Genomic DNA, 19923 nt, shown 5'->3' with positions numbered 1-19923 from the left:
CTAACCCACGGGGTCGATCGGCGACGGCGGCACGCCGCCCGCCTCGATCGCCTCGCCTGCGAGCAGGCAGAGGTCCTCGCGATAACGTCCGGAGACGATGTGCACGCCGACTGGGGCCTTGCCGATGAGGCCAGTCGAGACCACGAGGCCCGGAAGACCCATGAAGGGAATCGCGATCTGCGGCAGCTGCGCCTCCCAGACCCGCTTGAAGGACTCGTCGTCCTTGCAGTCGAGATGATCCGGGAACGGCAATTCGCCGGACACCGGCGTCAGCACCACCGCGTATTGCTCGAAGAACAGCATCCATTCGCGGGTCAGCGTGGCACGGCGGGTCAGCGCCTTGGCATAGTTCGCCTGGTCGAACGGCGTGACCTTGGCGCGCTTGCCGCGCAAGCACGCCAGCGCGCCGGGATCGCCCTCGCGCTCGGCCGCCTCTAGCTGCGCCTCGTAGCCGTCGCCGAGCCAGAGCTTTGTCTGCCACTCAACCGCTTCGCGCATCGGCGGCGTGTTTTCGATGATCTCGACGGTCCAGCCGGCGCGCTCCAGCCGCTTGCCGGCATCGCTGACCGCCGCCTTCACCTCCGGTGTGGTCGCGAGCCCATCCGGATTGAGGCAGAGCGCGGCGCGCTTCGGCCGGGCCGGACCTTCCAGTGGCACCGGCACCCACCAGGGATCGCGCGCGTCGTGCGCCGACATCGCCGCGAGCGAAATCCGCAAATCATTGACGGTACGCGCCAGCGGTCCCGACACCGCCATGATCTGCGGCCCGATCGGGCGCTCCGGCAGCGCCGGGTTGAAGGCGGGAATCCGGCCCAGGGTCGGGCGCAGGCCGTGCACGCCGCAGGCGTAGGCGGGGTAGCGAATCGAGCCCGCGATGTCGGTGCCATGCGCAATGTGGCCGATGCCGGCCGCCACCGCCGAGCCGGCCCCGCCCGACGAGCCGCCCGGCGTCAGCGAGGCATCGCGGGGGTTCTTGGTGTCGCCATGGACCAGGTTGGTGGTGAACCAGCGATAGGAGAAGGCCGGGCAATTGGTGCGGCCGAGCAGGATGGCGCCCGATTTGCGGAAATTGGCGACCACCGGATTGTCCTCGCGCGCAATCAGGTCGCGCTGGAGCTTGAGACCGTTGGTGGTGGCAAAGCCTTGCTGATCGACATTGGCCTTGATGGTGACGGGGACACCGGCCAGTACGCCGGGGTCCTCCCCACGGGCAATGGCGACATCGACGGCATCAGCCTGATTGAGCACGTCCTCGGGCCGGTGATCGATCACGGCATTGAGCTTGGGATTGACGGCGTCGAGCCGGGCGAGGCCAGCCTTGGCGGCCTCCCTGGCGGACACCTTCTTGGCTTTGACGAGGATGGCGAGGTCGGCAGCCGACAGGCGCCAGAGGTCTTGCATGGCTTGCTCCGTGTGACCGGGTCTTTTAGCGCCGGGAACGGGGCAAAGCCATGCGGATTTCGCAGGGGCGAAGGCGACGGGGGACCCGGATTGCCACGATCTTCGTCATTGCGAAGCGAAGCAATCCAGAATCCCTCCGCGAAGGCAGTCTGGATTGCATCGTCGCAAGGGCTCCTCGCAATGACAGTGGAGAGAGTAAGCCCTAATGCCGGGTCGCCGATTGATCCGGGATATCCAGGAGCGCCTCGGTAAAGGGAAATTCCAGCACGATCTCGCCATCGACGTCGGTGACCTCGATCACCGCCTCGAGCAGTGCCGGCTGCGTCCCCTCGGATTTCAGCACCTCCAGGATCATCTGGCGGGCGACCTCCCAGGCACGATCGGGGTTCCGCAGGTCCTCGCCGTCGGGATCCACGATCAATTCGTTGCCGATACGGGTGTTGAAGAAGTATTTGGGCATTACCGAGATCCAATTGGGTCGCCTGTACCGGATAGAAAGCTGCACTGCACTCACAACTGCTTTATCAGGACAGAGTTCGCGACCGAATGCGCTCAGCGCAAGACTGCCTCGCTAAAAGCCGTGTTCCAACCACTATTTTTCGCGGCGCAACATGGCATTCTCGCCAAGATTTAACTGGCGAACTTTTCCGCTGGCGGTAGTTTACCTTATGGGCGGATACGTCCGAATTCTGGAAAATGGAGAGCCAAAATGGCCTGGAAAGCCCCGAAGATCGTCGAAGTGCCGTGCGGCATGGAAATCAACATGTATGTGAGCGCCACCCGCAAGTAAGCGGCTTGCGAATTTGCGTTCAGTGCGGGTGGATCTTTCGGTCGAATTCTTTGGGTCGAGTTCTTTCGGTCACAATGCGTTTCCGGAAGACAGAATTTGTGTCGGCCTGAGATCCACCACGCGACCTACCCTCCAGGAGACGGATCATGCTTCGCGTCGTCGTCCTGGGCGCCGCAGCCGGCGGCGGAGTGCCGCAATGGAATTGCGGCTGCGAGGGCTGCCGGGCGGCCCGTGCAAACGGCCGTGAGCTTCAACGGACCCAGGCCTCGGTCGCCTTCAGCGGCGACGGCGAGTCTTGGTTCCTGATCAACGCCTCGCCCGATCTCCGGCAGCAATTGAATGCCGCGCCGCAGCTGCATCCCAAGGAAGGCGCGTTGCGCCACACGCCAATCGCCGGCGTGATCCTGACCAATAGCGAAGTGGATGCGGTGGCGGGGCTGCTCTCGATGCGCGAAGGCTCGCCGTTCACGATCTACGCGCATGAGAAGGTGCTGGCGATCCTGAAGGCCAACAGCATCTTCAACGTGCTGAACGAGAAGAACGTGCGGCGGCAGCCGATCGATATCAGCGAGCCGTTCGAGCCGCGACTGCCCGATGGTGCACGCTCGGAGATCGAGGTGCTGCCCTTTGCGGTTCCCGGCAAGTCGGCGTGGTATCTGGAAGGCAAGGCGCATCCCGGCGGAGACACCGGCGATGGCGATACGCTGGGCCTGAAGATCACCGACAAGTCGACCGGCAAGTGCTTCTATTTCATCGCCGCCTGCGCCGAGGTGACCGATGCGCTCAAGGCCGAGATCGACGGCGCTGCGCTGGTGTTCTTCGACGGCACGGTGTGGCGCGACGACGAGATGATCAAGGCCGGGCTCGGCCACAAGACCGGCACGAGCATGGGACATGTCGCGATGTCCGGCGACCACGGCGCGATCGCGCGGCTCGCCGATCTCAGTATCGACAGGAAGATATTTCTGCATATCAATAACTCGAACCCGGCGTTGCTGCCTGGCTCGCCCGAACGCAAGGCCACTGAGCAGGCGGGCTGGCAGATACCCGCCGACGGAACGGAGATCGTGCTGTGAATGCCGCGTCACTGACAGGAATGACCGCGCTCTCGGTCGGCAAGGACATCCGGCTCAACTCGGCCGATGAGCTCGAGGCGACGCTGCGCCACATCGGTGCGACGCGCTACCACAGCCTGCATCCGTTCCATAAGCTGCTGCACGGCGGCAAACTGAACAAGGGCCAGGTGCAGGCCTGGGCGCTGAACCGCTACTATTACCAGAGCACAATCCCGATCAAGGACGCGGTGGTGATCTCGCGGTTCCGCGACCGCGCCACGCGGCTGGAATGGCGCCACCGCATCGAGGACCATGACGGCGATGTCGGCAGCGAAGGCGGCATCGAGCGCTGGCTCAAGCTGACCGAGGGCCTCGGCCTCGACACCGCCTATGTGGAATCGACCGAAGGCATTTTGCCAGCGACGCGCTTCGCGGTGGAGGCCTATGTGCATTACTGCCGCGAAAAAAGCCCGCTGGAGGCGATCGCCTCCTCGCTCACCGAATTGTTCGCGCCGAACCTGCACGAGGAGCGCATCTCCGGCATGCTGGAGCACTACGACTTCGTCAACCCTGACATCATGAGCTACTTCAAGCGGCGCCTGGCGCAAGCACCGCGCGATGCCGGTTTTGCACTCGACTACGTCAAGTCGCATGCCAGGACGCCGGAGGAGCGCGCGGCCGTCTGCAATGCGCTGATCTTCAAGACCAACGTGCTCTGGGTGCAGCTCGACGCGCTCTATCACGCCTATGTCGAGGGCCACATTCCGCCGGGCGCTTTCGTGCCCAAGGCCAGCTAGGAGCAGACCGATGGCCGGGTCGCGTCATATCAGCGTCAGCGAGACAAGCCGGCCGGTGCTGCCGCGGCATGCCAAGCTGAAATACGACGAGACGCGAAAGGTCTGGGTGATCCTGGCGCCAGAGCGGGTGCTGGCGCCGGACGAGATCGCGGTCGAGGTCTTGCAGCTCTGCAACAGCGAGCGCAGCGTCGGTGCCATCGCCGAACAACTGGCCGCGAAATACGCCGCCCCGCGCGAGGCGATCCTGGCCGACGTCATCGTCATGCTTCAGGATCTCGCCGACAAGGGGTTTCTCACGGAAGCCCGGGAGAAGACACCATGAGCGATTTGCTCGGCAATCCGACCATCCCGCCTGATGCCAGTGACAGCCTTGCGGTGCTGGAGAAGCAGCGCTCGACGGCGGAGACCTTTGGCATTCCGCTCGCCGTGCTGCTCGAGATCACCCATCGCTGCCCGCTGCAATGCCCCTACTGCTCCAACCCGGTCGAGCTCGACCGCTCCGGCAAGGAGCTGACGACCGAGGAATGGAAGAAGGTCTTGAGCGAGCTCGCCGAGATCGGCGTGCTCCAGGTCCACTTCTCCGGCGGCGAGCCGACCGCGCGCAAGGATCTCGTCGAGCTGGTCAAGCATGCCAGCGACGTCGGCCTCTACACCAATTTGATCACCTCGGCCGTGCTGCTGACACGCGACAAGCTCGGAGCGCTCGCGGATGCCGGGCTCTGCCACGTGCAGATCAGTTTTCAGGGTACCGAAGAAGGTCTCTCCGACCGCGTCGCCGGCTACAAGGGCGCGCATCACAAGAAGCTCGAAGTCGCGAAGTGGACGCGCGAGCTCGACCTACCGCTCACCGTCAACGCGGTCATGCATCGCCAGAACCTGCACCAGCTCCCCGACATCATCCAGATGTCGATCGATCTCGACGCCGACCGGCTCGAGGTCGCCAATGTGCAATATTACGGCTGGGCGCTGAAGAACCGCGCCGCGCTGATACCGACCGTGGCGCAGCTCGACGAGACCACGCGGATCGTCGAAGAGGCCCGCGAGCAGCTCAAGGGTACGCTCGCGATCGACTATGTCGTCCCGGATTACTATGCGCTACGGCCGAAGAAATGCATGGGCGGCTGGGGCCGGCAGTTCTTCAACATCTCGCCGGCCGGCAAGGTGCTGCCCTGCCATGCCGCGGAGAGCATCACCGGGCTCGATTTCGAATCGGTGCGCTCCAATCACTCGATCGCCTGGATCTGGCAGAACTCGGACGCCTTCAACCGCTATCGCGGCACCGGCTGGATGAAGGAGCCGTGCAAGAGCTGCGAATTCCGCGAGATCGATTTCGGCGGCTGCCGCTGTCAGGCCTTTGCGCTGACCGGCGATGCCGCCAACACCGATCCGGCCTGTGCGCTGTCACCGCTGCATGAGACCATCTTCAAGCAGGCCGAGCGCGAGGCCGAGGGCGAGACCAACCGCTTCCTCTACCGCAACTTCGCCGGAGGCACGTTGGAATCCGAGAATGATGCCTGACGCCGACGCGGCCAATTCAGTCAAGCGCGCCGATCCCTTCGCGCCGCTGACCTCCGAGATGCTCGACGTCGGCGACGGCCACGAGCTCTATGTCGAAAGCGTCGGCCGTGCCGATGGCATCCCCGCCGCCTATCTGCATGGCGGGCCCGGCAGCGGCTGCCAGCCCGACCATCGCCGGCTTTTTGATCCTGACCGTTTCCATGCCGTGCTGTTCGACCAGCGCGGTTGCGGCCGCAGCCGGCCCAAGGGATCGCGCGAGCACAATACGACAGCGCATCTGATCGCGGACATGGAGAAGATCCGCGAAAAATTCGGCTTCGAACGCTGGATCGTGGTCGGCGGCTCCTGGGGCGCGACGCTGGCGCTGGCTTATGCCGAGGCGCATCCCGAGCGGGTCTCCGGCATCGCGCTGCGCGCGACCTTCTTGGGCACGCGGGCCGAGGTCGAAACAGCGTTCACCTCGCGCCTGGCGCAGTTCTATCCGGCGCTTCACGCTGATTTTCTGAGCGTGCTGCCGCCTGAGGAGCGAGACCGGCCGATTGAATCCTATTGGCGCCGCATCCTCGATACCGATCCCGCCGTGCATGGACCGGCGTCGCGGGCGTGGCACGACACCGAGCGTGCGCTCTCCGAGCACAAGCCGGCGCGGACACGGCTGGACCTGGCCTCGCTGAACGTGTGGCGCACATTGCCCGCGACCCCGTTCATGGAAGCGCATTATTTCGTCAACGACAGCTTCATGACCGAAAGCCAGTTGTTGCGGAACGCCGGTCGGCTTGCCGGCATTCCCGGCATCATCATCCAGGGCCGCTATGATCTGTTGTGCCCGCCTGAGACATCTCAGGCGCTCGCGAAAGTCTGGCCGGGTTCCGAGATTCGCATCGTGGAAGAAGCCGGACATTCGCTCTATGATGCCGGCGTGAGGGACGCAGTCATGAAGTCGATCGCGGACCTCGCTTCGAAGACGGCGCGATAAGAGGACAAGAAAAATGCCGCTCGCCGGGAAAGGCATGTTGCTGACGTCGATGAATATCGACGCAGCCGATGAAGCCGATTTCAACCGCTGGTACGATCGCGAGCATCTGGAAGAGCGCGTCGCGATCGAGGGGTTTCTGGAGGCGCGGCGCTATGTCGCGCACGCCGCCAATCCCAAATATCTCAGCCTCTATTCGACCGCGACGCTCGACGTGCTCGACAGCCTCGCCTACCGGGCGCGGCTCGCGAGCCCAACCGACTGGTCGCGGCAGACCATGGCGCATTTCAAGAACATGCTCCGCGTGGTCGCGCGCATCACCATCAGCAACGGCGCCGGACGAGGGGCTGCGCTCGGCGTGGTGCGGCTGCGCCCGACACCCGACAATGCGGGAGCATGGCGTGATGCACTGCAAGAAAAGCTGGCGCCGGAGAAGCTTGACGGCATCATCTCCATGCATCTCCTGGAGAGCGAACCGGAGCTCTCGGGCGCAACGGCGGACATTCCGGCGGTGCGCAACGAAGGCGCCCGCGACTGGTTCGTGCTGATCGACGGCACCCATGTCGGCAAGGTCTCGGCTGTCATCGCCGAGCGCTTCACCGGCCCTGCGGCGTCGCCCTTCCCGCTTCCGGTCTCGGTCGGCACCTATTCGCTGATGTGGGATCTCGCGAAGAGCGATGTCGCGCGCAGCTAAATGCAGTCAGACGCATCGCAACATGCTGCACCGCCGCATACCGCGCGCGGGGATTAATGCTGTGCGCGCGCAGCTCCCATGAAAGCCTTTGATTGCGAAAATTTGCCGTTGTACTTCGGAACGGTTCTAATAAGCTAACCTAATGACGTCATTCAGAAACCAGATCGACGCGCGTTAAGCGTTCGCCAAGCTCAAGAAAAGGCCGCCGGGTCTTTGGGCCTGCGCGGACAGGGTAGGAATGAAACCGACCGATATCGCGGCCCCCGACTACTTTCACAAAGTGGTCGATTGCCAATGGGCCTGTCCTGCGCACACCCCGGTTCCCGAATACATCCGACTGATCGCCCAAGGCCGCTACAGCGACGCCTACATGATCAATTGGAAATCGAACGTGTTTCCCGGAATCCTGGGGCGCACGTGCGATCGTCCATGCGAGCCGGCGTGCCGGCGCGGACGAGTGGAAGAAACTCCGGTTGCGATCTGCCGCCTGAAGCGCGTCGCGGCCGACTTCAAGGACGACATCAAGCAGCGCCTGCCGCGGCCCTCGCCGAAGAACGGCAAGCGCGTTGCGCTGGTCGGCGGCGGCCCCGCCTCGTTGACGGTGGCGCGCGATCTGGTGCCGCTCGGCTATCACTGTACCGTGTTCGACGCCGATCCAGAAGCCGGCGGCATGATGCGGACGCAAATCCCGAAATTCCGCCTGCCGAATTCGGTGATCGACGAGGAGACCGGCTACATCCTCAACCTCGGCGTCGACTTCAAGGGCGGCCATCGCATCGAGAGCATGAATTCGCTGCTCGCGGAGAAGTATGACGCCATCTTCGTCGGCTCCGGCGCGCCGCGCGGCCGCGAGCTCGACATTCCTGGACGCAAGGAGGCCGCCGCCAACGTTCACATCGGCATCGATTGGCTGTCCTCCGTCTCGTTCGGCCACACCGACAAGATCGGCAAGCGCGTGATCGTGCTCGGCGGCGGCAACACCGCGATGGATTGCTGCCGCACGGCGCGCAGGCTCGGCGGTGAAGACGTCAAGGTGATCGTGCGTTCCGGCTTCGAGGAGATGAAGGCATCGCCCTGGGAGAAGGAAGACGCGATCCACGAGGACATTCCGATCCTCAACTTCCTCGTCCCCGTCGCCTTCATCCACGACAACGGCAAGCTCACTGGCATCACCTTCCAGAAGGTAAAAGCCGAATACGAGGCCAAGGGCCGCCGCAACCTGGTGCCCTCGGGCGAACCCGACCAGACCATCGAATGCGACGACGTGCTGGTCGCGGTCGGCCAGGAAAACGCCTTCCCCTGGATCGAGCAGGACTGCGGCATCGAGTTCGACAAGTGGAATATGCCGAAGGTCGATCCGAAGACGTTCGTCTCGACCAATCCAAAGGTGTTTTTCGGCGGCGACGCCGCCTTCGGCCCGAAGAACATCATCTGGGCGGTGGCGCAAGGCCATGACGCCGCGCTGTCCATCCACCGGCTGCTCTCCGGCGAGGATATCAGCGAACGGCCGCTGCCGGACGTGCAAATCTCCTCGCAGAAGATGGGCATCCACGAATGGAGCTATGACAACGACATCTCCGCCGACAAGCGCTTCAAGGTGCCGCATCGCGACAAGGTGATCGCGCTAAAGGACATCCGCACCGAGGTCGAGCTCGGCTACGACGTCAAGCTCGCGCTCGGCGAAGCCCATCGCTGCCTGAACTGCGACGTACAGACCGTGTTCTCGACCTCGCTCTGCATCGAGTGCGATGCCTGCGTCGACATCTGTCCGATGGACTGCATCACCTTCACTGACAATGGCGAAGAGAGCGACCTGCGGCACCGCCTGAAGGCACCCTCGCCCCATCCCGACCAGGATCTCTACGTCTCCAGCGATCTCAAGACCGGGCGCGTGATGGTGAAGGACGAGGACGTTTGCCTGCATTGCGGGCTGTGCGCCGAGCGTTGTCCCACTGGAGCCTGGGACATGCAGAAGTATTTAATCGAGATGACTCACGCAGGTTCAGCATGTCCGACAAAAAGCCGATCAGCAGCGTAAACGACTTCGTCGTCCGTTTCGCCAACGTCAACGGCTCGGGCTCGGCCAGCGCCAACGAGATGCTCGCGCGCGCGATCCTGCGTCATGGCGTTCCGGTTAGCCCACGCAACATCTTCCCCTCGAACATCCAGGGTCTGCCGACTTGGTACGAGGTGCGGGTGACGGAAGACGGCCATCTCGGCGCCCGCGGCGGCGTCGACATGATGGTGGCGATGAACCCGCAGACCTGGGACAAGGACATCGCCGGCATCGAGCCCGGCGGCTATCTGTTCTACGATTCCACCAAGCCAATGCCGTCGACCAAATTCCGCGACGACATCACCGTGATCGGCGTTCCCCTCACCGCGATCACCAACTCGACCTATACCGATCCGCGCCAGCGCCAACTGTTCAAGAACATCATCTATTTAGGCAGCCTCTCGGCGCTGCTCGACATGGATCCGAAGCTGATCGAGCAGTTGATCGGCGAGCAGTACAAGGGCAAGGAAAAGCTGCTCTCCTCCAATGTTCACGCGCTGCATCTCGGGCGCGACTGGGCGCTGCAAAACCTGAAATGCCCGACCGGGCTGCGCGTCAAGAAGTCCGACAAGGTCGGCGACCGCATCTTCATCGAGGGCAACAGCGCGGCGGCGCTGGGCGCCGTCTATGGCGGTGCGACGGTGTGCGCCTGGTATCCGATCACGCCGTCCTCGTCGGTCGCGGAAGCCTTCACCAGCCACTGCAACAAGTACCGACACGATCCCGCGACCGGAAAGGCGAAATACGCGATCGTGCAGGGCGAGGACGAGCTCGCCTCGATCGGCATCGTGATCGGCGCCTCCTGGAACGGCGCCCGCGCCTTCACCGCGACCTCCGGTCCCGGCATCTCGCTGATGACGGAGTTCATCGGCCTGTCGTATTTTGCCGAGATTCCGGCCGTGATCATGAACATCCAGCGCGCCGGCCCCTCTACGGGCATGCCGACCCGCACCCAGCAATGCGACATCATCGCCTGCGCTTATGCATCGCATGGCGACACCAAGCATGTGCTGCTGTTTCCCGAGGATCCCGCGGAAGCCTTCGAGTTCGCGGCGGCCGCCTTCGATCTCGCCGAGCGGCTCCAGACCACGATCTTCCTGATGCTCGACCTCGACATCGGCATGAATCACCGGCTCTGCCGTCCCCTGAAGTGGGACGACGCAAAGCAGTACGACCGCGGCAAGGTGATGACGGCGGAGATGCTGGAGGAAGGCCGCGACTTCGGGCGCTATCTTGATGTCGACGGCGACGGCATCCCCTACCGCACCTATCCCGGCGTGCATCCGACCAAGGGCTCGTACTTCACCCGCGGCACATCGCGCGACCGCTATGCGCGCTATTCCGAAGAAGGCTCGGTTTATGCGGACAACATGCAACGTCTCATGCGCAAGTTCGAGACCGCGCAGGATCTGGTGCCGCGGCCGCTCCAGGCCAATGCGGAACGGCCGACCAAATATGGCGTGATCTATTTCGGCTCGACCACGCCCGCGATGGACGAGGCGATCGGACTTTTGGAGACACGGGGCCATCAGCTCGACCGCCTGCGCATCCGCGCTTTCCCGTTCCACTCGAGCGTGGCGAGCTTCCTCGCCGAGCACGACTTCGTCTACGTGGTCGAGCAGAACCGCGACAGCCAGCTCCGTCAACTCATCGTCAACGAGAACGGCATCGACCCGGTGCGCCTCGTACCGATCGTGCATTACGACGGTTCGCCGATTACCGCCCGCTTCATCGCAAAAGCCATTGGCGACCACCAGGATCACCTCAAGGTGACCCCGCTCCGCAAGGCCGTATCATGACCTACATTGCAAAGCCGAAATTCCATCATCCGGGACTGAAGAAGAACGACCTCGGCTATACGCATCGCGACTACGAGGGCAAGATCTCGACGCTGTGCGCCGGCTGCGGCCACGATTCGATCACGGCCTCGATCATCGAAGCCTGCTATGAGCTCTCGATCGAACCGCACCGGGTGGCGAAGATCTCCGGCATCGGCTGCTCGTCGAAGACGCCGGACTATTTCCTCGGCAATTCGCACGGCTTCAACTCCGTTCACGGCCGCATGCCGTCGGTGCTCACCGGCGCCAATCTCGCCAACCGCGACCTGATCTATCTCGGCGTCTCCGGCGACGGCGATTCCGCTTCGATCGGCTTCGGCCAGTTCGCGCATTCGATCCGGCGCGGCGTCAACATGACCTATATCGTCGAGAACAACGGCGTCTACGGCCTGACCAAGGGCCAGTTCTCGGCGACCGCCGACCGCGGCTCGAAGTCGAAAAAGGGCGTCACCAACACCGACAACGCGATCGATCTCGTCGCGATCGCGCTGCAGTTAGGCGCGACCTTCGTCGCGCGTTCGTTCTCTGGAGACAAGAGCCAGCTTGTGCCACTGATCGCGGCCGCGATCGGTCACAAGGGTGCGTCCTTCATCGACGTCATCAGCCCTTGCATCGCCTTCAACAATCACGCCGGCTCGACCAAGAGCTTCGACTATGTTCGCGAGCACAATGACGCGGTGAACCGGCTCGACGTGCTGGTCGGCCGCGATCCGATCGCCGTCGATTATGCGCCGGGCACGGTGCAAATGGTCGAACAGCACGACGGCAGCAAGATCGCGCTGCGCAAGATCGACGCGGACTACGATCCGCATGACCGTCTCGGCGCCATGACCTTTCTGCAGAAGCACGCCGCCAAGGGGCAGATCGTCACCGGCCTGCTCTATGTCGACCCTGACGCCGAAGACCTGCACGAGCATCTCAACACGGTCGAGACGCCGCTGAACACACTGGAAGCCGACACGCTGTGCCCGGGCTCGGCGGTGCTGGACAAGATCAACGCCAGTCTGCGCTGATCATTTGCCGCGTTGAGGTGGCGGCTGCCTGACGCGCAAGTTGATCTTCTCCGACACGACAGGCGGCTCGAACGGATAATGCTTGGCATCGCCCAGCACCAGTTGAAGGGTGTGGGTCCCGGGCGGAAGCTCCAGAAACGTTTCGGTCTGCCCTGCCCCGAAATGCAGATGCGACTTGTCTTGCGGGATCGGCTCCTTCGGATCTATGGGGTCGTTGACGTCGACCAACAGATGATGATGACCGGCGTTGTGGTACTCGTCGCCGGCATGCGTCACGCCCATGTTGCGCAAGCCGAACCGGACCCAGAATCCGCCGCGCAACTTCTGCCCGTCATACGGGGTGATGAAGTAAACCTTTGCGTCCTTGGGAGCCGTCTTGCCCTGCGGATGGGCGACGCCTGGGAGCAATGCGAGCGCCACCGACAAGGCGGCGCAGCGAAGGATTTGCATCAAATCTACTCCAGCACTTAAGGACTTAGCGCGACACGGAATCCATGCGTCGGATAACGAACATTGGTGTCGTAGCCATCGCGGTTGGACGGCCGCACATATCTCAAGTCGTTCTTCCAGGAGCCAGAGCGCAGGACATGAGCGCCGCAGTCCCCGCTGCTCCATGCCGAGCCGTCAACGGGTGCGCCCTGATAGGTCTTGTGCCAACAGTCGTCGACCCACTGATCGACGCCGCCGCCCATGTCGTAAAGCCCGAATGGATTGGGCTTGAAGCTGCCGACTTTCGCCGGCTGCTCGGCCACGGCGTCGCCGCAGTCCTTGCACCCGGCCATGCCCGGCTGGATCTTGTCTCCCCACCAATATTTGGTCTGCGTTCCGCCGCGCGCCGCATATTCCCATTCGGCTTCGCTCGGAAGCCGGTAAGGCTTCTTGGTCGCCTTCGCGAGATAGCCGGCATATTGCTGAGCGTCGGTCCAGCTTACATTGGTGACCGGCGCATCGTCCTTGCCGGTGGCGGTGAAGCCGCACGCCTTTGCGGCTGCGCATTCGTTCCATTCCTGCACGGTCACCGGATATTTGCCGATCGAGAACGGCTTGATCGTGACCTGGTGGACAGGTCGTTCGGTCGGATCATCATTGCTTCCCATCGCGAAGCTGCCGCCGCGAATGGCGATCAATTCGGGTTCTCGGACCGGCGTCGCCGATTGGCCAGGCGGCGGGGCGGACGGCGAGGGTGACGAGGCCACCGAGGGAGACGGTTGCGGCGTCTGTGTCGCCGCTTCGCGCGGCGGAGGCTGCGGGATCGGTGACACGCTGGGAGAAGGGGTCGGCGTGACCGCCTGCTCGCTCATCCTGCCGGGCGTCTGGGCCAGCAGGTACCAGAGTACGCCGGCGGCAATGACCAGCAGCGTGATGCCCAACAGGAAGATAAGGGTATTCTCACGCCGGCCTCGCGTCCTGCCGACCGCATCGGCGTCCGGCAGCACGCGATAGATGCGCACGGGATCCGTGATGTTCTTGACCTTCCGGTCGCCGAGCGACTCGTAACCGCACACCACCTTGTGCTTGATCTGCTCGTAGATGGCGCCCGAGATGTAGACCTGACCAGGCTCGGCGATGCCCTCGATGCGCGTGGCGATGTTGACGCCGTCGCCGTAGACATCGTCCGGCTCCACGATGACATCACCGAGATTGACGCCAATCCGGTATTCGATCCTGGTATCCTTCGGAAGCGAGGCGTTGCGGCCGATGAGGTTCTGTTGAATGACGATGCTGCATCGCACGGCCTCGACGGGGCTATCGAAAATGGCAATGAAACCATCGCCCGTCGTCTTCACCAGGCTGCCATGGTGCTCGACGATACTGGGCTCGATGAGATCGCGCTCGATCCGCTTGACGCGAACATGCGTTCCCTCCTCGTCGTGCTGCATCAAGCGACTATAGGAAGCGATGTCACCGACAATGATCGCTGCGAGACGACGAGGCATTGCGCCGTGCGGGGGCTGCTCGTCGTGATTTCCGGATCTGAAGTTGCGAATTTCGCCCATTGCGGGGCACTCCACAAACTTGCAAAGGCAACCCCAGCTTACGACTGCCAAGGGCGGTCGTCTGTGAAGGCTATCACATCGATGAAACGGGGCAATGTCGAAGGAATCGCAGGCATCGAGTTCCGGAAGGCGAATGCGTCACATCGATTGAACCTTCCTGACGCCACCGATGACTAATGCCCTGCACGGAACTAATCAGCTCGCTCCGCCCTGCGATGATCATGTCAGGGACTTGCGAACGTTGAACGCGTTGCACCTGGGCCGCGTCTACAGCCTACAGCTCAGCTGTTGCGCGCGAGGCCATCATGAAGCTTTCTCTCTTTGCTGCCCTTGCCGTTGCCGCACTCGTCGGCGCTGCCCACGCCGAGGAGGCCGACGACATCCGTGAGGCCGGCAAGGCCGAGGCCGAGACCTTCAACGCGCGGATGTATGCAGGCCCGCCCGGCAACAAGGCCTATGCCTGCTTCGTCCGCCGCTATGATGCCGAGCATCTGGCGCGGCATCCGAAGCAGAAGGTCGCCTCCATGAAGCTGCTGGTCTCGGCGGAATACGACAAGGAGGACAAGCAGCTTCACAACACCTTCCGCCTCGGCTTCAAATACCGCCACCGCTCCGGCGATTTCGATTCCAGCGGCTCCTGTAACCACGCGGTATTCGCCAAAGACGGCAACGACGTCCGCCTCGGCTGCGGCGTCGATCGCGAGGGCGGCGGCATCGGGGTGGCGCTCTCGAAGGAGAACAATTCGGCGATCGTGCGGCTCGCGCGGGTCAAGGTCTGGCAGAACAACAAGCCGGATGACGACGCCGAGGAGTCGCTGTTGGCCGGCGCCGACGACAATATCTTCCGGCTCGACCGGGCCGGCAATGCCGAGTGCGCTTCGCTCGTGATCGACCGCAAGGAACTCGCGGCACTCCGCCGCAAGTGATATGTGTCCGGCAAAATCAGGCCAGTCGAGAGGGATCGCCATGAACCGCCGGAACATCTTGTGGGGCGCAGTCTCGGCTTTGGCCGCGACGCTTGGCGCCTTCCGCGCGAAGGCCGCGACGGAAGCCAGCGCGGGCAACAAGCTCAAGGTGGTCTATCATCTCAGCGACGCCGAGAAGGTCAATTTCGTGCTCGGCAAGATCCAGAACCACATCGACGGCGTCGGCGGTCCCGACCATGTGACGATCGCGCTGGTCATCCGCGGACCGGCTGAAGGCGTTTCATCGGGCGCAGGCCAATCCCGATGTCAGCAAGCGGGTCGGCGATTTCTCCAAGGACGGCGTCGAGCTCGCCGCCTGCGGCAATACGATGAAGGCGCAGGACGTCACGCTGACGGACCTGTTGCCGGGCTTCGTCAGCGCGGAAAAGGGCGGCGTGGTCCGTCTGGCCGAGCTTCAATCGCAGGGCTATCTCTATTTGCGACAATCGCAGGGCTATCTCTATCTGCGACCTTAGACGTCGCACTTGACTTATCCATAACTCCACGGTTATGAATTAATCCATAACTGAATGGTTATGGAATTTGCATGTCCGCCACTCACGATCTGCTGTTCAGGACGCTGGCCGATCCGACCCGGCGGGCGATCTTCGAGCGGTTGTGCCGCGAGGGCGAGCAGACGGTCGGGGCACTGACGGCGCGGTCCGGCGTTTCCCAGCCGGCGGTCTCAAAACATCTCGGCGCGCTGAAGCAGGCCGGGCTGGTGCGCGACCGTCATGAGGGGCGCCAAACCCACTACAGCGCGCAGCCCGGTGCGCTGAATCCGCTGGTCGACTGGACCAGCCAGATGGCCGGGTTCTGGCAGAACCGGCTCGACGCCCTCGACGATCTCCTGAAGAGGATGGACCAATGACCGAAGCTGCGACCGAGACGCGTTCCGTGACCATGGAGCGCGAATTTGCCTTTCCGCCGGAACGGATCTGGCGCGCGCTGACGCAGCCGCATCTGATCGAGGAATGGCTGATGAAGAACGACTTCAAGCCCGTCGTCGGCCACCACTTCAATCTTCGCGGCGAGTGGGGCGGCGTGCTGGACTGCGAGGTGCTCGCCGTCGAGCCGCAGCGATCGCTCGCCTATACCTGGAATTTCTCGCATGAGGACGCGGCCTTTGATCTCCGAAGCGTGGTGACTTTCACGCTGACGCCGACGGGCGCAGGCACTCATCTGCGCGTCGAGCAAGCGGGCTTCCGCCCCAGCCAAAAGCAGGCCTATGGCGGCGCACACGCCGGCTGGAAGCAGTTTTTTGCAAAGCTGGAACAGTTGCTGGCGCGGGCGGACTAGCGCGGCCGCCGACATCCATTCATCTTCAGAGGAGGTCCCATTGAGCTCAAATATGTGGATTCGACAGATCCATCGCTGGCTGTCCATCGCCTTCACGCTCGCCGTCATCGCCAACATCGTCGCGATGACGCAGCAGCTCCAGGCCGTGTGGATCGGCCTGCTGGCACTCGTCCCGCTGATCCCGCTGCTCGCGACCGGGCTGTATATGTTCGCGTTGCCCTATGTCGGCCGACGCGGCGGCGCTTCAAGCGAGGCGAGATCATGAAGAAGGCTGTGACGGCGAAGACGAGCAGCGCGAAGGACGGACCCTCAGCCTCCAAGCTGATCGACGGCAGGATCAAGGAGCTCGGCGATTGGCGCGGCGAGATGCTTGGGCGGATTCGCGGCCTGATCAAGGAGGCCGATCCCGATGTCGTCGAGGAATGGAAGTGGCGCGGTGTTCCGGTGTGGGAGCACGACGGCATCATCTGCACCGGCGAAACCTACAAGGCCGTCGTGAAGATGACCTTTGCCAAGGGCGCGGCGCTGGAGGATCCCGCAGGCCTCTTCAATTCGAGCCTCGACGGAAATGTGCGGCGCGCGATCGATTTCCATGAGGGCGCGAAAATCAACGAGAAAGCGTTGAAGGCGCTCATTCGCGCGGCCGCGGCTTTGAACACGTCCAAGGCCGAGAAGAAGCCTGCCAAAAATTCGGCGTAGCCGGCGGCGTCAGGCCGCCACCGGCAGCGGCCGCGGGCTCACGACATATTCGCGCAGGACCTTGTCGTTGGCATCGACCTCGATCAGTGCGACGTCATAGGTCCAGAGATCGGCGAGATGCTGGAGCACCCGCTTGGCATCAGTCTCGTTGAGCTGCGAGCCCTTGATGACGTGATGGTGCACGATCAGCCGGCGGTCGCCGGACAGATCGACATCGACCACCTCGATATTGGCGTCGATGAAGCCGACATCGTGCTGCCGCGCCAGCTCGCGGCGCACGCGGCGGAAGCCGCGCTCGTCGTGAATGGCATCGACCCGGATGCCGGCCCGCTCCTCGGGATCGTCGTGCAAATGGAACATGCGGAAGTGCCGCATCAGCTTCGGGCTCAGGAACTGGGCGATGAAGCTCTCGTCGCGATAGTTGGCCCAGACGTCGCGCAGCACGCCCATCACGTCGTTCTTCCCGGCGATGTCTGGGAACCATTCGCGGTCTTCATCTTCCGGCCGGGTGACGATGCGCTCGATGTCCTGCATCACGGCGAAGCCGAGCGCATAGGGATTGAAGCCGGAGAAGCGCGGATCGTCGAATTCGGGCTGAAACACCACGTTGGTGTGCGATTGCAGGAATTCGAGGAAATTGCCGTCGGTGAGGCGGCCCTGCTGGTGCAGCTTCGTCATGATGCGATAGTGGACGTAGGTCGCCGTCCCCTCGTTCATCACCTTGGTCTGGCTCTGCGGATAGAAATACTGCGCGATGTGGCGGACGATGCGCAAGAGCTCGCGCTGCCAGGGCGCCAGCCGAGGCGCACTCTTCTCCAGGAAGTAGAGCAGGTTCTCCTGCGGCAGGCCGAGCAGCTTGCGGCGGCGCTCGACGCTGAGCGCGGAACGGCTCTTGCTCTTCCCCGCCGGCACGGTACGCCAGAGATCGTTGAAGACCTCCTCCTCGTGCTGCCGGCGGCGCCCTGCCCGCTTTTCCTCGGCGCGCAGGTCGAGCTTCTTCTTGCCGGGATAGCGGTCGATGCCGTGCGACATCAGCGCGTGGGCAGCATCCAAGGTACGCTCGACCTCGACGCGGCCGTAGCGCTCCTCGCAACTCATCACATATTTCTTGGCAAAGTCGAGATAGTCCAGAATACCGTTGGCGTCGGTCCACTGCTTGAACAAATAGTTGTTCTTGAAGAAGTGGTTGTGACCGAAGGCGGCGTGCGCGATCACCAGCGTCTGCATCGTCGCGGTGTTCTCCTCCATCAGGTAGGAGATGCAGGGCGAGGAGTTGATCACGATCTCATAGGCAAGGCCCATCAGGCCCTTGCGGTAGGAAGCTTCGTGAAACGCAAATTGCTTGCCGAACGACCAGTGTTTGTAGAACAGGGGCATGCCGACGGACGAATAGGCATCCAGCATCTGCTCGGCGGTGATGACCTCGATCTGGTTCGGATAGACGTCGAGCCCGAGGTCGTTCGTCGCCACCTCCTCGCAGGCATCGGTAATGCGCTGCAAGGTGTGGAAATCCCAATCCGCGCCTTCGAACAAGCGTTCCGTCATGGAGCGGCCTTCTCCTGAGTTTCGCGGCGCTGGAACAGGTCGTGGAACACCGGAAATATCTCGCTGCGCTCGCTGACCTTGCGCATCGAGAGTGGTGCGCCGCCGCTACGCAGGCGCTCGTAAAGGGTCCAGAGCGAGGAGTCGGAGAGATCGAAGGCGCTGCCGCCGGACTCGCCGACCTCGAGATAGGCAAAGAACTGGCAGACCGGAAGAATCTTGTCGGTCAGCAGCATGCCGGTGAGCTCGCCGTCGGAATAGGAGTTGTCGCCGTCGGAGGCCTGGGCGGCGTAGATGTTCCAGTCCGACGGATTGAAGCGCTCGCGCACGATCTCGTGCATGGCCTGGAGCGCGCTGGAGACCAGCGTGCCGCCCGAGGCCGGACCGTAGAAGAAGGTCTGCTCATCCACCTCCTCGGCGCGGTCGGTGTGGCGGATGAAGACGATGTCGACATACTTGTAGCGCCGCTTCAGGAACACGTAGAGCAGCATGTAGAAGCGCTTGGCGAGATCCTTCATGTGCTCGGACATCGAGCCGGAGACGTCCATGAGGCAGAACATCACGGCCTGGGCGACGGGCTTGGGCACCGTCTCGAAGCGGCGATAGCGGATGTCCAGGGGATCGATGAACGGAATCCGCTTCGTCTTCGCCTTCAGCTTTTCGAGCTGAGCGACAAGCTCCGTACGCTCGTCCTCATCCGTGCATGCGGCGATCGCGGCTTCCAGCTCTTCGATCTCTTCCTTGCGGGGGCGCTTGAGCGCGATGCGGCGCGCAAGCGCGAGCCGAACAGTCCGACTCACCGAAATGTTGGCGGGCGAACCGGACGTGGTATAGCCGGCGCGCTGGATACCCTCGCTCTCGGTGTGCGCGATCTTGCGCTTGGCAAGATCCGGAAGCTCGAGATCGTCGAGGAAGAGATCGACGAATTCGTCGCGGCTCAGCACGAAGCGGAAGGCGTCCTCGCTGTCGCCTTCACCGGGACCGGAATCCTTGGCGCTGCCTTGGCCGGATCGAGGGAGATAGTCGCCCTCGATGAACTTCTTGTTGCCGGGCAGCACCATGTCGCGCGTGCCGCCTTCACGGCGAAAGCGCGGCTCGCGCATGCCGTCGAGCGGGATCGTGACCTCACCACCCTCCAGGACGTCCTTGATGTCGCGTTCCTGCGAGGTCTTCTTGACGGCGCCCTGCACCAGGGACTTGGCCCGACGCAAGAACCGCTGCCGGTTCTCAAGACTCTTGCCGCCTGGATTCAGGCGCCTGTCAATAATGTGAATGGCCACTTTCCC

Annotated in this window: 21 protein-coding genes and 1 pseudogene; 16 read left to right on the top strand and 6 right to left on the bottom strand. The window is 63.1% G+C overall.

What is annotated here, in order from left to right:
- On the bottom strand, nucleotides 1–1401 hold the full coding sequence (locus tag IVB18_RS09505) for an amidase family protein (protein ID WP_247988920.1): 1401 nt from the start codon (nucleotides 1399–1401) through the stop codon (nucleotides 1–3).
- A gap of 202 nt (nucleotides 1402–1603) precedes the next feature.
- Complete coding sequence (locus IVB18_RS09500; RefSeq protein ID WP_247988919.1) at nucleotides 1604–1861, bottom strand: hypothetical protein; 258 nt, start codon at nucleotides 1859–1861, stop codon at nucleotides 1604–1606.
- A gap of 249 nt (nucleotides 1862–2110) precedes the next feature.
- Between IVB18_RS09500 and pqqA the strand changes: the two genes are divergently transcribed.
- The 10 genes from pqqA (at nucleotide 2111) to IVB18_RS09450 (ending at nucleotide 12135) form a co-directional block, all read left to right on the top strand.
- Complete coding sequence (pqqA, locus tag IVB18_RS09495) at nucleotides 2111–2191, top strand: pyrroloquinoline quinone precursor peptide PqqA (RefSeq protein WP_007595659.1); 81 nt, start codon at nucleotides 2111–2113, stop codon at nucleotides 2189–2191.
- Between the two features lie 146 nt (nucleotides 2192–2337).
- Entirely contained in the window at nucleotides 2338–3267 is a 930-nt protein-coding gene (gene pqqB / locus IVB18_RS09490; protein ID WP_247988918.1) for a pyrroloquinoline quinone biosynthesis protein PqqB, read from the top strand.
- Complete coding sequence (pqqC, locus tag IVB18_RS09485) at nucleotides 3264–4043, top strand: pyrroloquinoline-quinone synthase PqqC (protein WP_247988917.1); 780 nt, start codon at nucleotides 3264–3266, stop codon at nucleotides 4041–4043. The genes pqqB and pqqC overlap by 4 nt, the downstream gene beginning before the upstream one ends.
- A gap of 10 nt (nucleotides 4044–4053) precedes the next feature.
- Nucleotides 4054–4365 carry a pyrroloquinoline quinone biosynthesis peptide chaperone PqqD gene (gene pqqD, locus IVB18_RS09480; protein WP_247988916.1) on the top strand — a complete coding sequence of 104 codons (312 nt, stop codon included), beginning with the start codon at nucleotides 4054–4056 and terminating at the stop codon, nucleotides 4363–4365.
- Nucleotides 4362–5561: a pyrroloquinoline quinone biosynthesis protein PqqE gene (gene pqqE, locus IVB18_RS09475; RefSeq protein WP_247988915.1), complete on the top strand. Its 1200-nt coding sequence runs from the start codon at nucleotides 4362–4364 to the stop codon at nucleotides 5559–5561. Before pqqD ends, pqqE begins: the two co-directional genes overlap by 4 nt.
- Nucleotides 5551–6537: a prolyl aminopeptidase gene (gene pip / locus IVB18_RS09470; protein ID WP_247988914.1), complete on the top strand. Its 987-nt coding sequence runs from the start codon at nucleotides 5551–5553 to the stop codon at nucleotides 6535–6537. The genes pqqE and pip overlap by 11 nt, the downstream gene beginning before the upstream one ends.
- Before the next feature lie 13 nt (nucleotides 6538–6550).
- Entirely contained in the window at nucleotides 6551–7228 is a 678-nt protein-coding gene (locus IVB18_RS09465) for a DUF4286 family protein (RefSeq protein WP_247988913.1), read from the top strand.
- Between the two features lie 238 nt (nucleotides 7229–7466).
- Entirely contained in the window at nucleotides 7467–9266 is a 1800-nt protein-coding gene (locus IVB18_RS09460; protein ID WP_247988912.1) for an FAD-dependent oxidoreductase, read from the top strand.
- Complete coding sequence (locus IVB18_RS09455; protein ID WP_247988911.1) at nucleotides 9236–11083, top strand: 2-oxoacid:acceptor oxidoreductase subunit alpha; 1848 nt, start codon at nucleotides 9236–9238, stop codon at nucleotides 11081–11083. The genes IVB18_RS09460 and IVB18_RS09455 overlap by 31 nt, the downstream gene beginning before the upstream one ends.
- Nucleotides 11080–12135 (top strand): 2-oxoacid:ferredoxin oxidoreductase subunit beta, encoded by a 1056-nt coding sequence (locus IVB18_RS09450; RefSeq protein WP_247988910.1) that lies wholly within the window; start codon nucleotides 11080–11082, stop codon nucleotides 12133–12135. Before IVB18_RS09455 ends, IVB18_RS09450 begins: the two co-directional genes overlap by 4 nt.
- On the opposite strand, the gene IVB18_RS09445 is transcribed toward IVB18_RS09450, so the two are convergent.
- A complete protein-coding gene (locus IVB18_RS09445) occupies nucleotides 12136–12585 on the bottom strand; it encodes a DUF4399 domain-containing protein (protein ID WP_247988909.1) in 450 nt (149 codons plus the stop codon).
- 17 nt (nucleotides 12586–12602) lie between these two features.
- Nucleotides 12603–14132, bottom strand: coding sequence for an SUMF1/EgtB/PvdO family nonheme iron enzyme (locus tag IVB18_RS09440; RefSeq protein WP_247988908.1), 1530 nt, complete (start codon nucleotides 14130–14132; stop codon nucleotides 12603–12605).
- A 305-nt stretch (nucleotides 14133–14437) separates the two neighbouring features.
- On the opposite strand from IVB18_RS09440, the gene IVB18_RS09435 reads away from it, so the two are divergent.
- The 6 genes and pseudogenes from IVB18_RS09435 (at nucleotide 14438) to IVB18_RS09410 (ending at nucleotide 17095) form a co-directional block, all read left to right on the top strand.
- Entirely contained in the window at nucleotides 14438–15058 is a 621-nt protein-coding gene (locus tag IVB18_RS09435; protein ID WP_247988907.1) for a hypothetical protein, read from the top strand.
- A gap of 40 nt (nucleotides 15059–15098) precedes the next feature.
- Nucleotides 15099–15573 (top strand): annotated as a pseudogene (locus IVB18_RS09430) (DsrE family protein).
- A gap of 71 nt (nucleotides 15574–15644) precedes the next feature.
- Nucleotides 15645–15968 carry a metalloregulator ArsR/SmtB family transcription factor gene (locus tag IVB18_RS09425; protein ID WP_247988906.1) on the top strand — a complete coding sequence of 108 codons (324 nt, stop codon included), beginning with the start codon at nucleotides 15645–15647 and terminating at the stop codon, nucleotides 15966–15968.
- Nucleotides 15965–16396, top strand: coding sequence for an SRPBCC domain-containing protein (locus IVB18_RS09420; protein ID WP_247988905.1), 432 nt, complete (start codon nucleotides 15965–15967; stop codon nucleotides 16394–16396). Before IVB18_RS09425 ends, IVB18_RS09420 begins: the two co-directional genes overlap by 4 nt.
- Before the next feature lie 40 nt (nucleotides 16397–16436).
- Complete coding sequence (locus IVB18_RS09415) at nucleotides 16437–16661, top strand: hypothetical protein (RefSeq protein WP_247988904.1); 225 nt, start codon at nucleotides 16437–16439, stop codon at nucleotides 16659–16661.
- Nucleotides 16658–17095, top strand: coding sequence for a DUF1801 domain-containing protein (locus tag IVB18_RS09410; RefSeq protein WP_247988903.1), 438 nt, complete (start codon nucleotides 16658–16660; stop codon nucleotides 17093–17095). Before IVB18_RS09415 ends, IVB18_RS09410 begins: the two co-directional genes overlap by 4 nt.
- Before the next feature lie 9 nt (nucleotides 17096–17104).
- Here IVB18_RS09410 and IVB18_RS09405 read toward each other — a convergent pair whose 3' ends face one another.
- Together IVB18_RS09405 and IVB18_RS09400 are read right to left on the bottom strand one after the other, a co-directional pair.
- Nucleotides 17105–18640 carry a SpoVR family protein gene (locus IVB18_RS09405; protein WP_247988902.1) on the bottom strand — a complete coding sequence of 512 codons (1536 nt, stop codon included), beginning with the start codon at nucleotides 18638–18640 and terminating at the stop codon, nucleotides 17105–17107.
- Nucleotides 18637–19911, bottom strand: a complete 1275-nt coding sequence (locus IVB18_RS09400; RefSeq protein WP_247991589.1) for a YeaH/YhbH family protein — start codon at nucleotides 19909–19911, stop codon at nucleotides 18637–18639. The genes IVB18_RS09405 and IVB18_RS09400 overlap by 4 nt, the downstream gene beginning before the upstream one ends.
- Nucleotides 19912–19923 lie beyond the last annotated feature (12 nt).

This window comes from Bradyrhizobium sp. 186, from assembly GCF_023101685.1.
Classification (GTDB): domain Bacteria; phylum Pseudomonadota; class Alphaproteobacteria; order Rhizobiales; family Xanthobacteraceae; genus Bradyrhizobium.
Note: the sequence above shows the minus strand (reverse complement) of the source record. Positions and strands in the feature narration are given on the sequence as shown.

Coding starts and splice junctions, on each gene's coding strand:
- pqqB (WP_247988918.1), top strand. CDS start 2,338: ATGCTTCGCGTCGTCGTCCTGGGCGCCGCAGCCGGCGGCGGAGTGCCG.
- IVB18_RS09505 (WP_247988920.1), bottom strand. CDS start 1,401: ATGCAAGACCTCTGGCGCCTGTCGGCTGCCGACCTCGCCATCCTCGTC.
- pqqA (WP_007595659.1), top strand. CDS start 2,111: ATGGCCTGGAAAGCCCCGAAGATCGTCGAAGTGCCGTGCGGCATGGAA.
- IVB18_RS09500 (WP_247988919.1), bottom strand. CDS start 1,861: ATGCCCAAATACTTCTTCAACACCCGTATCGGCAACGAATTGATCGTG.
- IVB18_RS09420 (WP_247988905.1), top strand. CDS start 15,965: ATGACCGAAGCTGCGACCGAGACGCGTTCCGTGACCATGGAGCGCGAA.
- IVB18_RS09465 (WP_247988913.1), top strand. CDS start 6,551: ATGCCGCTCGCCGGGAAAGGCATGTTGCTGACGTCGATGAATATCGAC.
- IVB18_RS09410 (WP_247988903.1), top strand. CDS start 16,658: ATGAAGAAGGCTGTGACGGCGAAGACGAGCAGCGCGAAGGACGGACCC.
- pqqD (WP_247988916.1), top strand. CDS start 4,054: ATGGCCGGGTCGCGTCATATCAGCGTCAGCGAGACAAGCCGGCCGGTG.
- IVB18_RS09450 (WP_247988910.1), top strand. CDS start 11,080: ATGACCTACATTGCAAAGCCGAAATTCCATCATCCGGGACTGAAGAAG.
- IVB18_RS09455 (WP_247988911.1), top strand. CDS start 9,236: ATGTCCGACAAAAAGCCGATCAGCAGCGTAAACGACTTCGTCGTCCGT.
- IVB18_RS09460 (WP_247988912.1), top strand. CDS start 7,467: ATGAAACCGACCGATATCGCGGCCCCCGACTACTTTCACAAAGTGGTC.
- pip (WP_247988914.1), top strand. CDS start 5,551: ATGATGCCTGACGCCGACGCGGCCAATTCAGTCAAGCGCGCCGATCCC.
- IVB18_RS09425 (WP_247988906.1), top strand. CDS start 15,645: ATGTCCGCCACTCACGATCTGCTGTTCAGGACGCTGGCCGATCCGACC.
- IVB18_RS09435 (WP_247988907.1), top strand. CDS start 14,438: ATGAAGCTTTCTCTCTTTGCTGCCCTTGCCGTTGCCGCACTCGTCGGC.
- pqqE (WP_247988915.1), top strand. CDS start 4,362: ATGAGCGATTTGCTCGGCAATCCGACCATCCCGCCTGATGCCAGTGAC.
- IVB18_RS09440 (WP_247988908.1), bottom strand. CDS start 14,132: ATGGGCGAAATTCGCAACTTCAGATCCGGAAATCACGACGAGCAGCCC.
- IVB18_RS09445 (WP_247988909.1), bottom strand. CDS start 12,585: ATGCAAATCCTTCGCTGCGCCGCCTTGTCGGTGGCGCTCGCATTGCTC.
- IVB18_RS09405 (WP_247988902.1), bottom strand. CDS start 18,640: ATGACGGAACGCTTGTTCGAAGGCGCGGATTGGGATTTCCACACCTTG.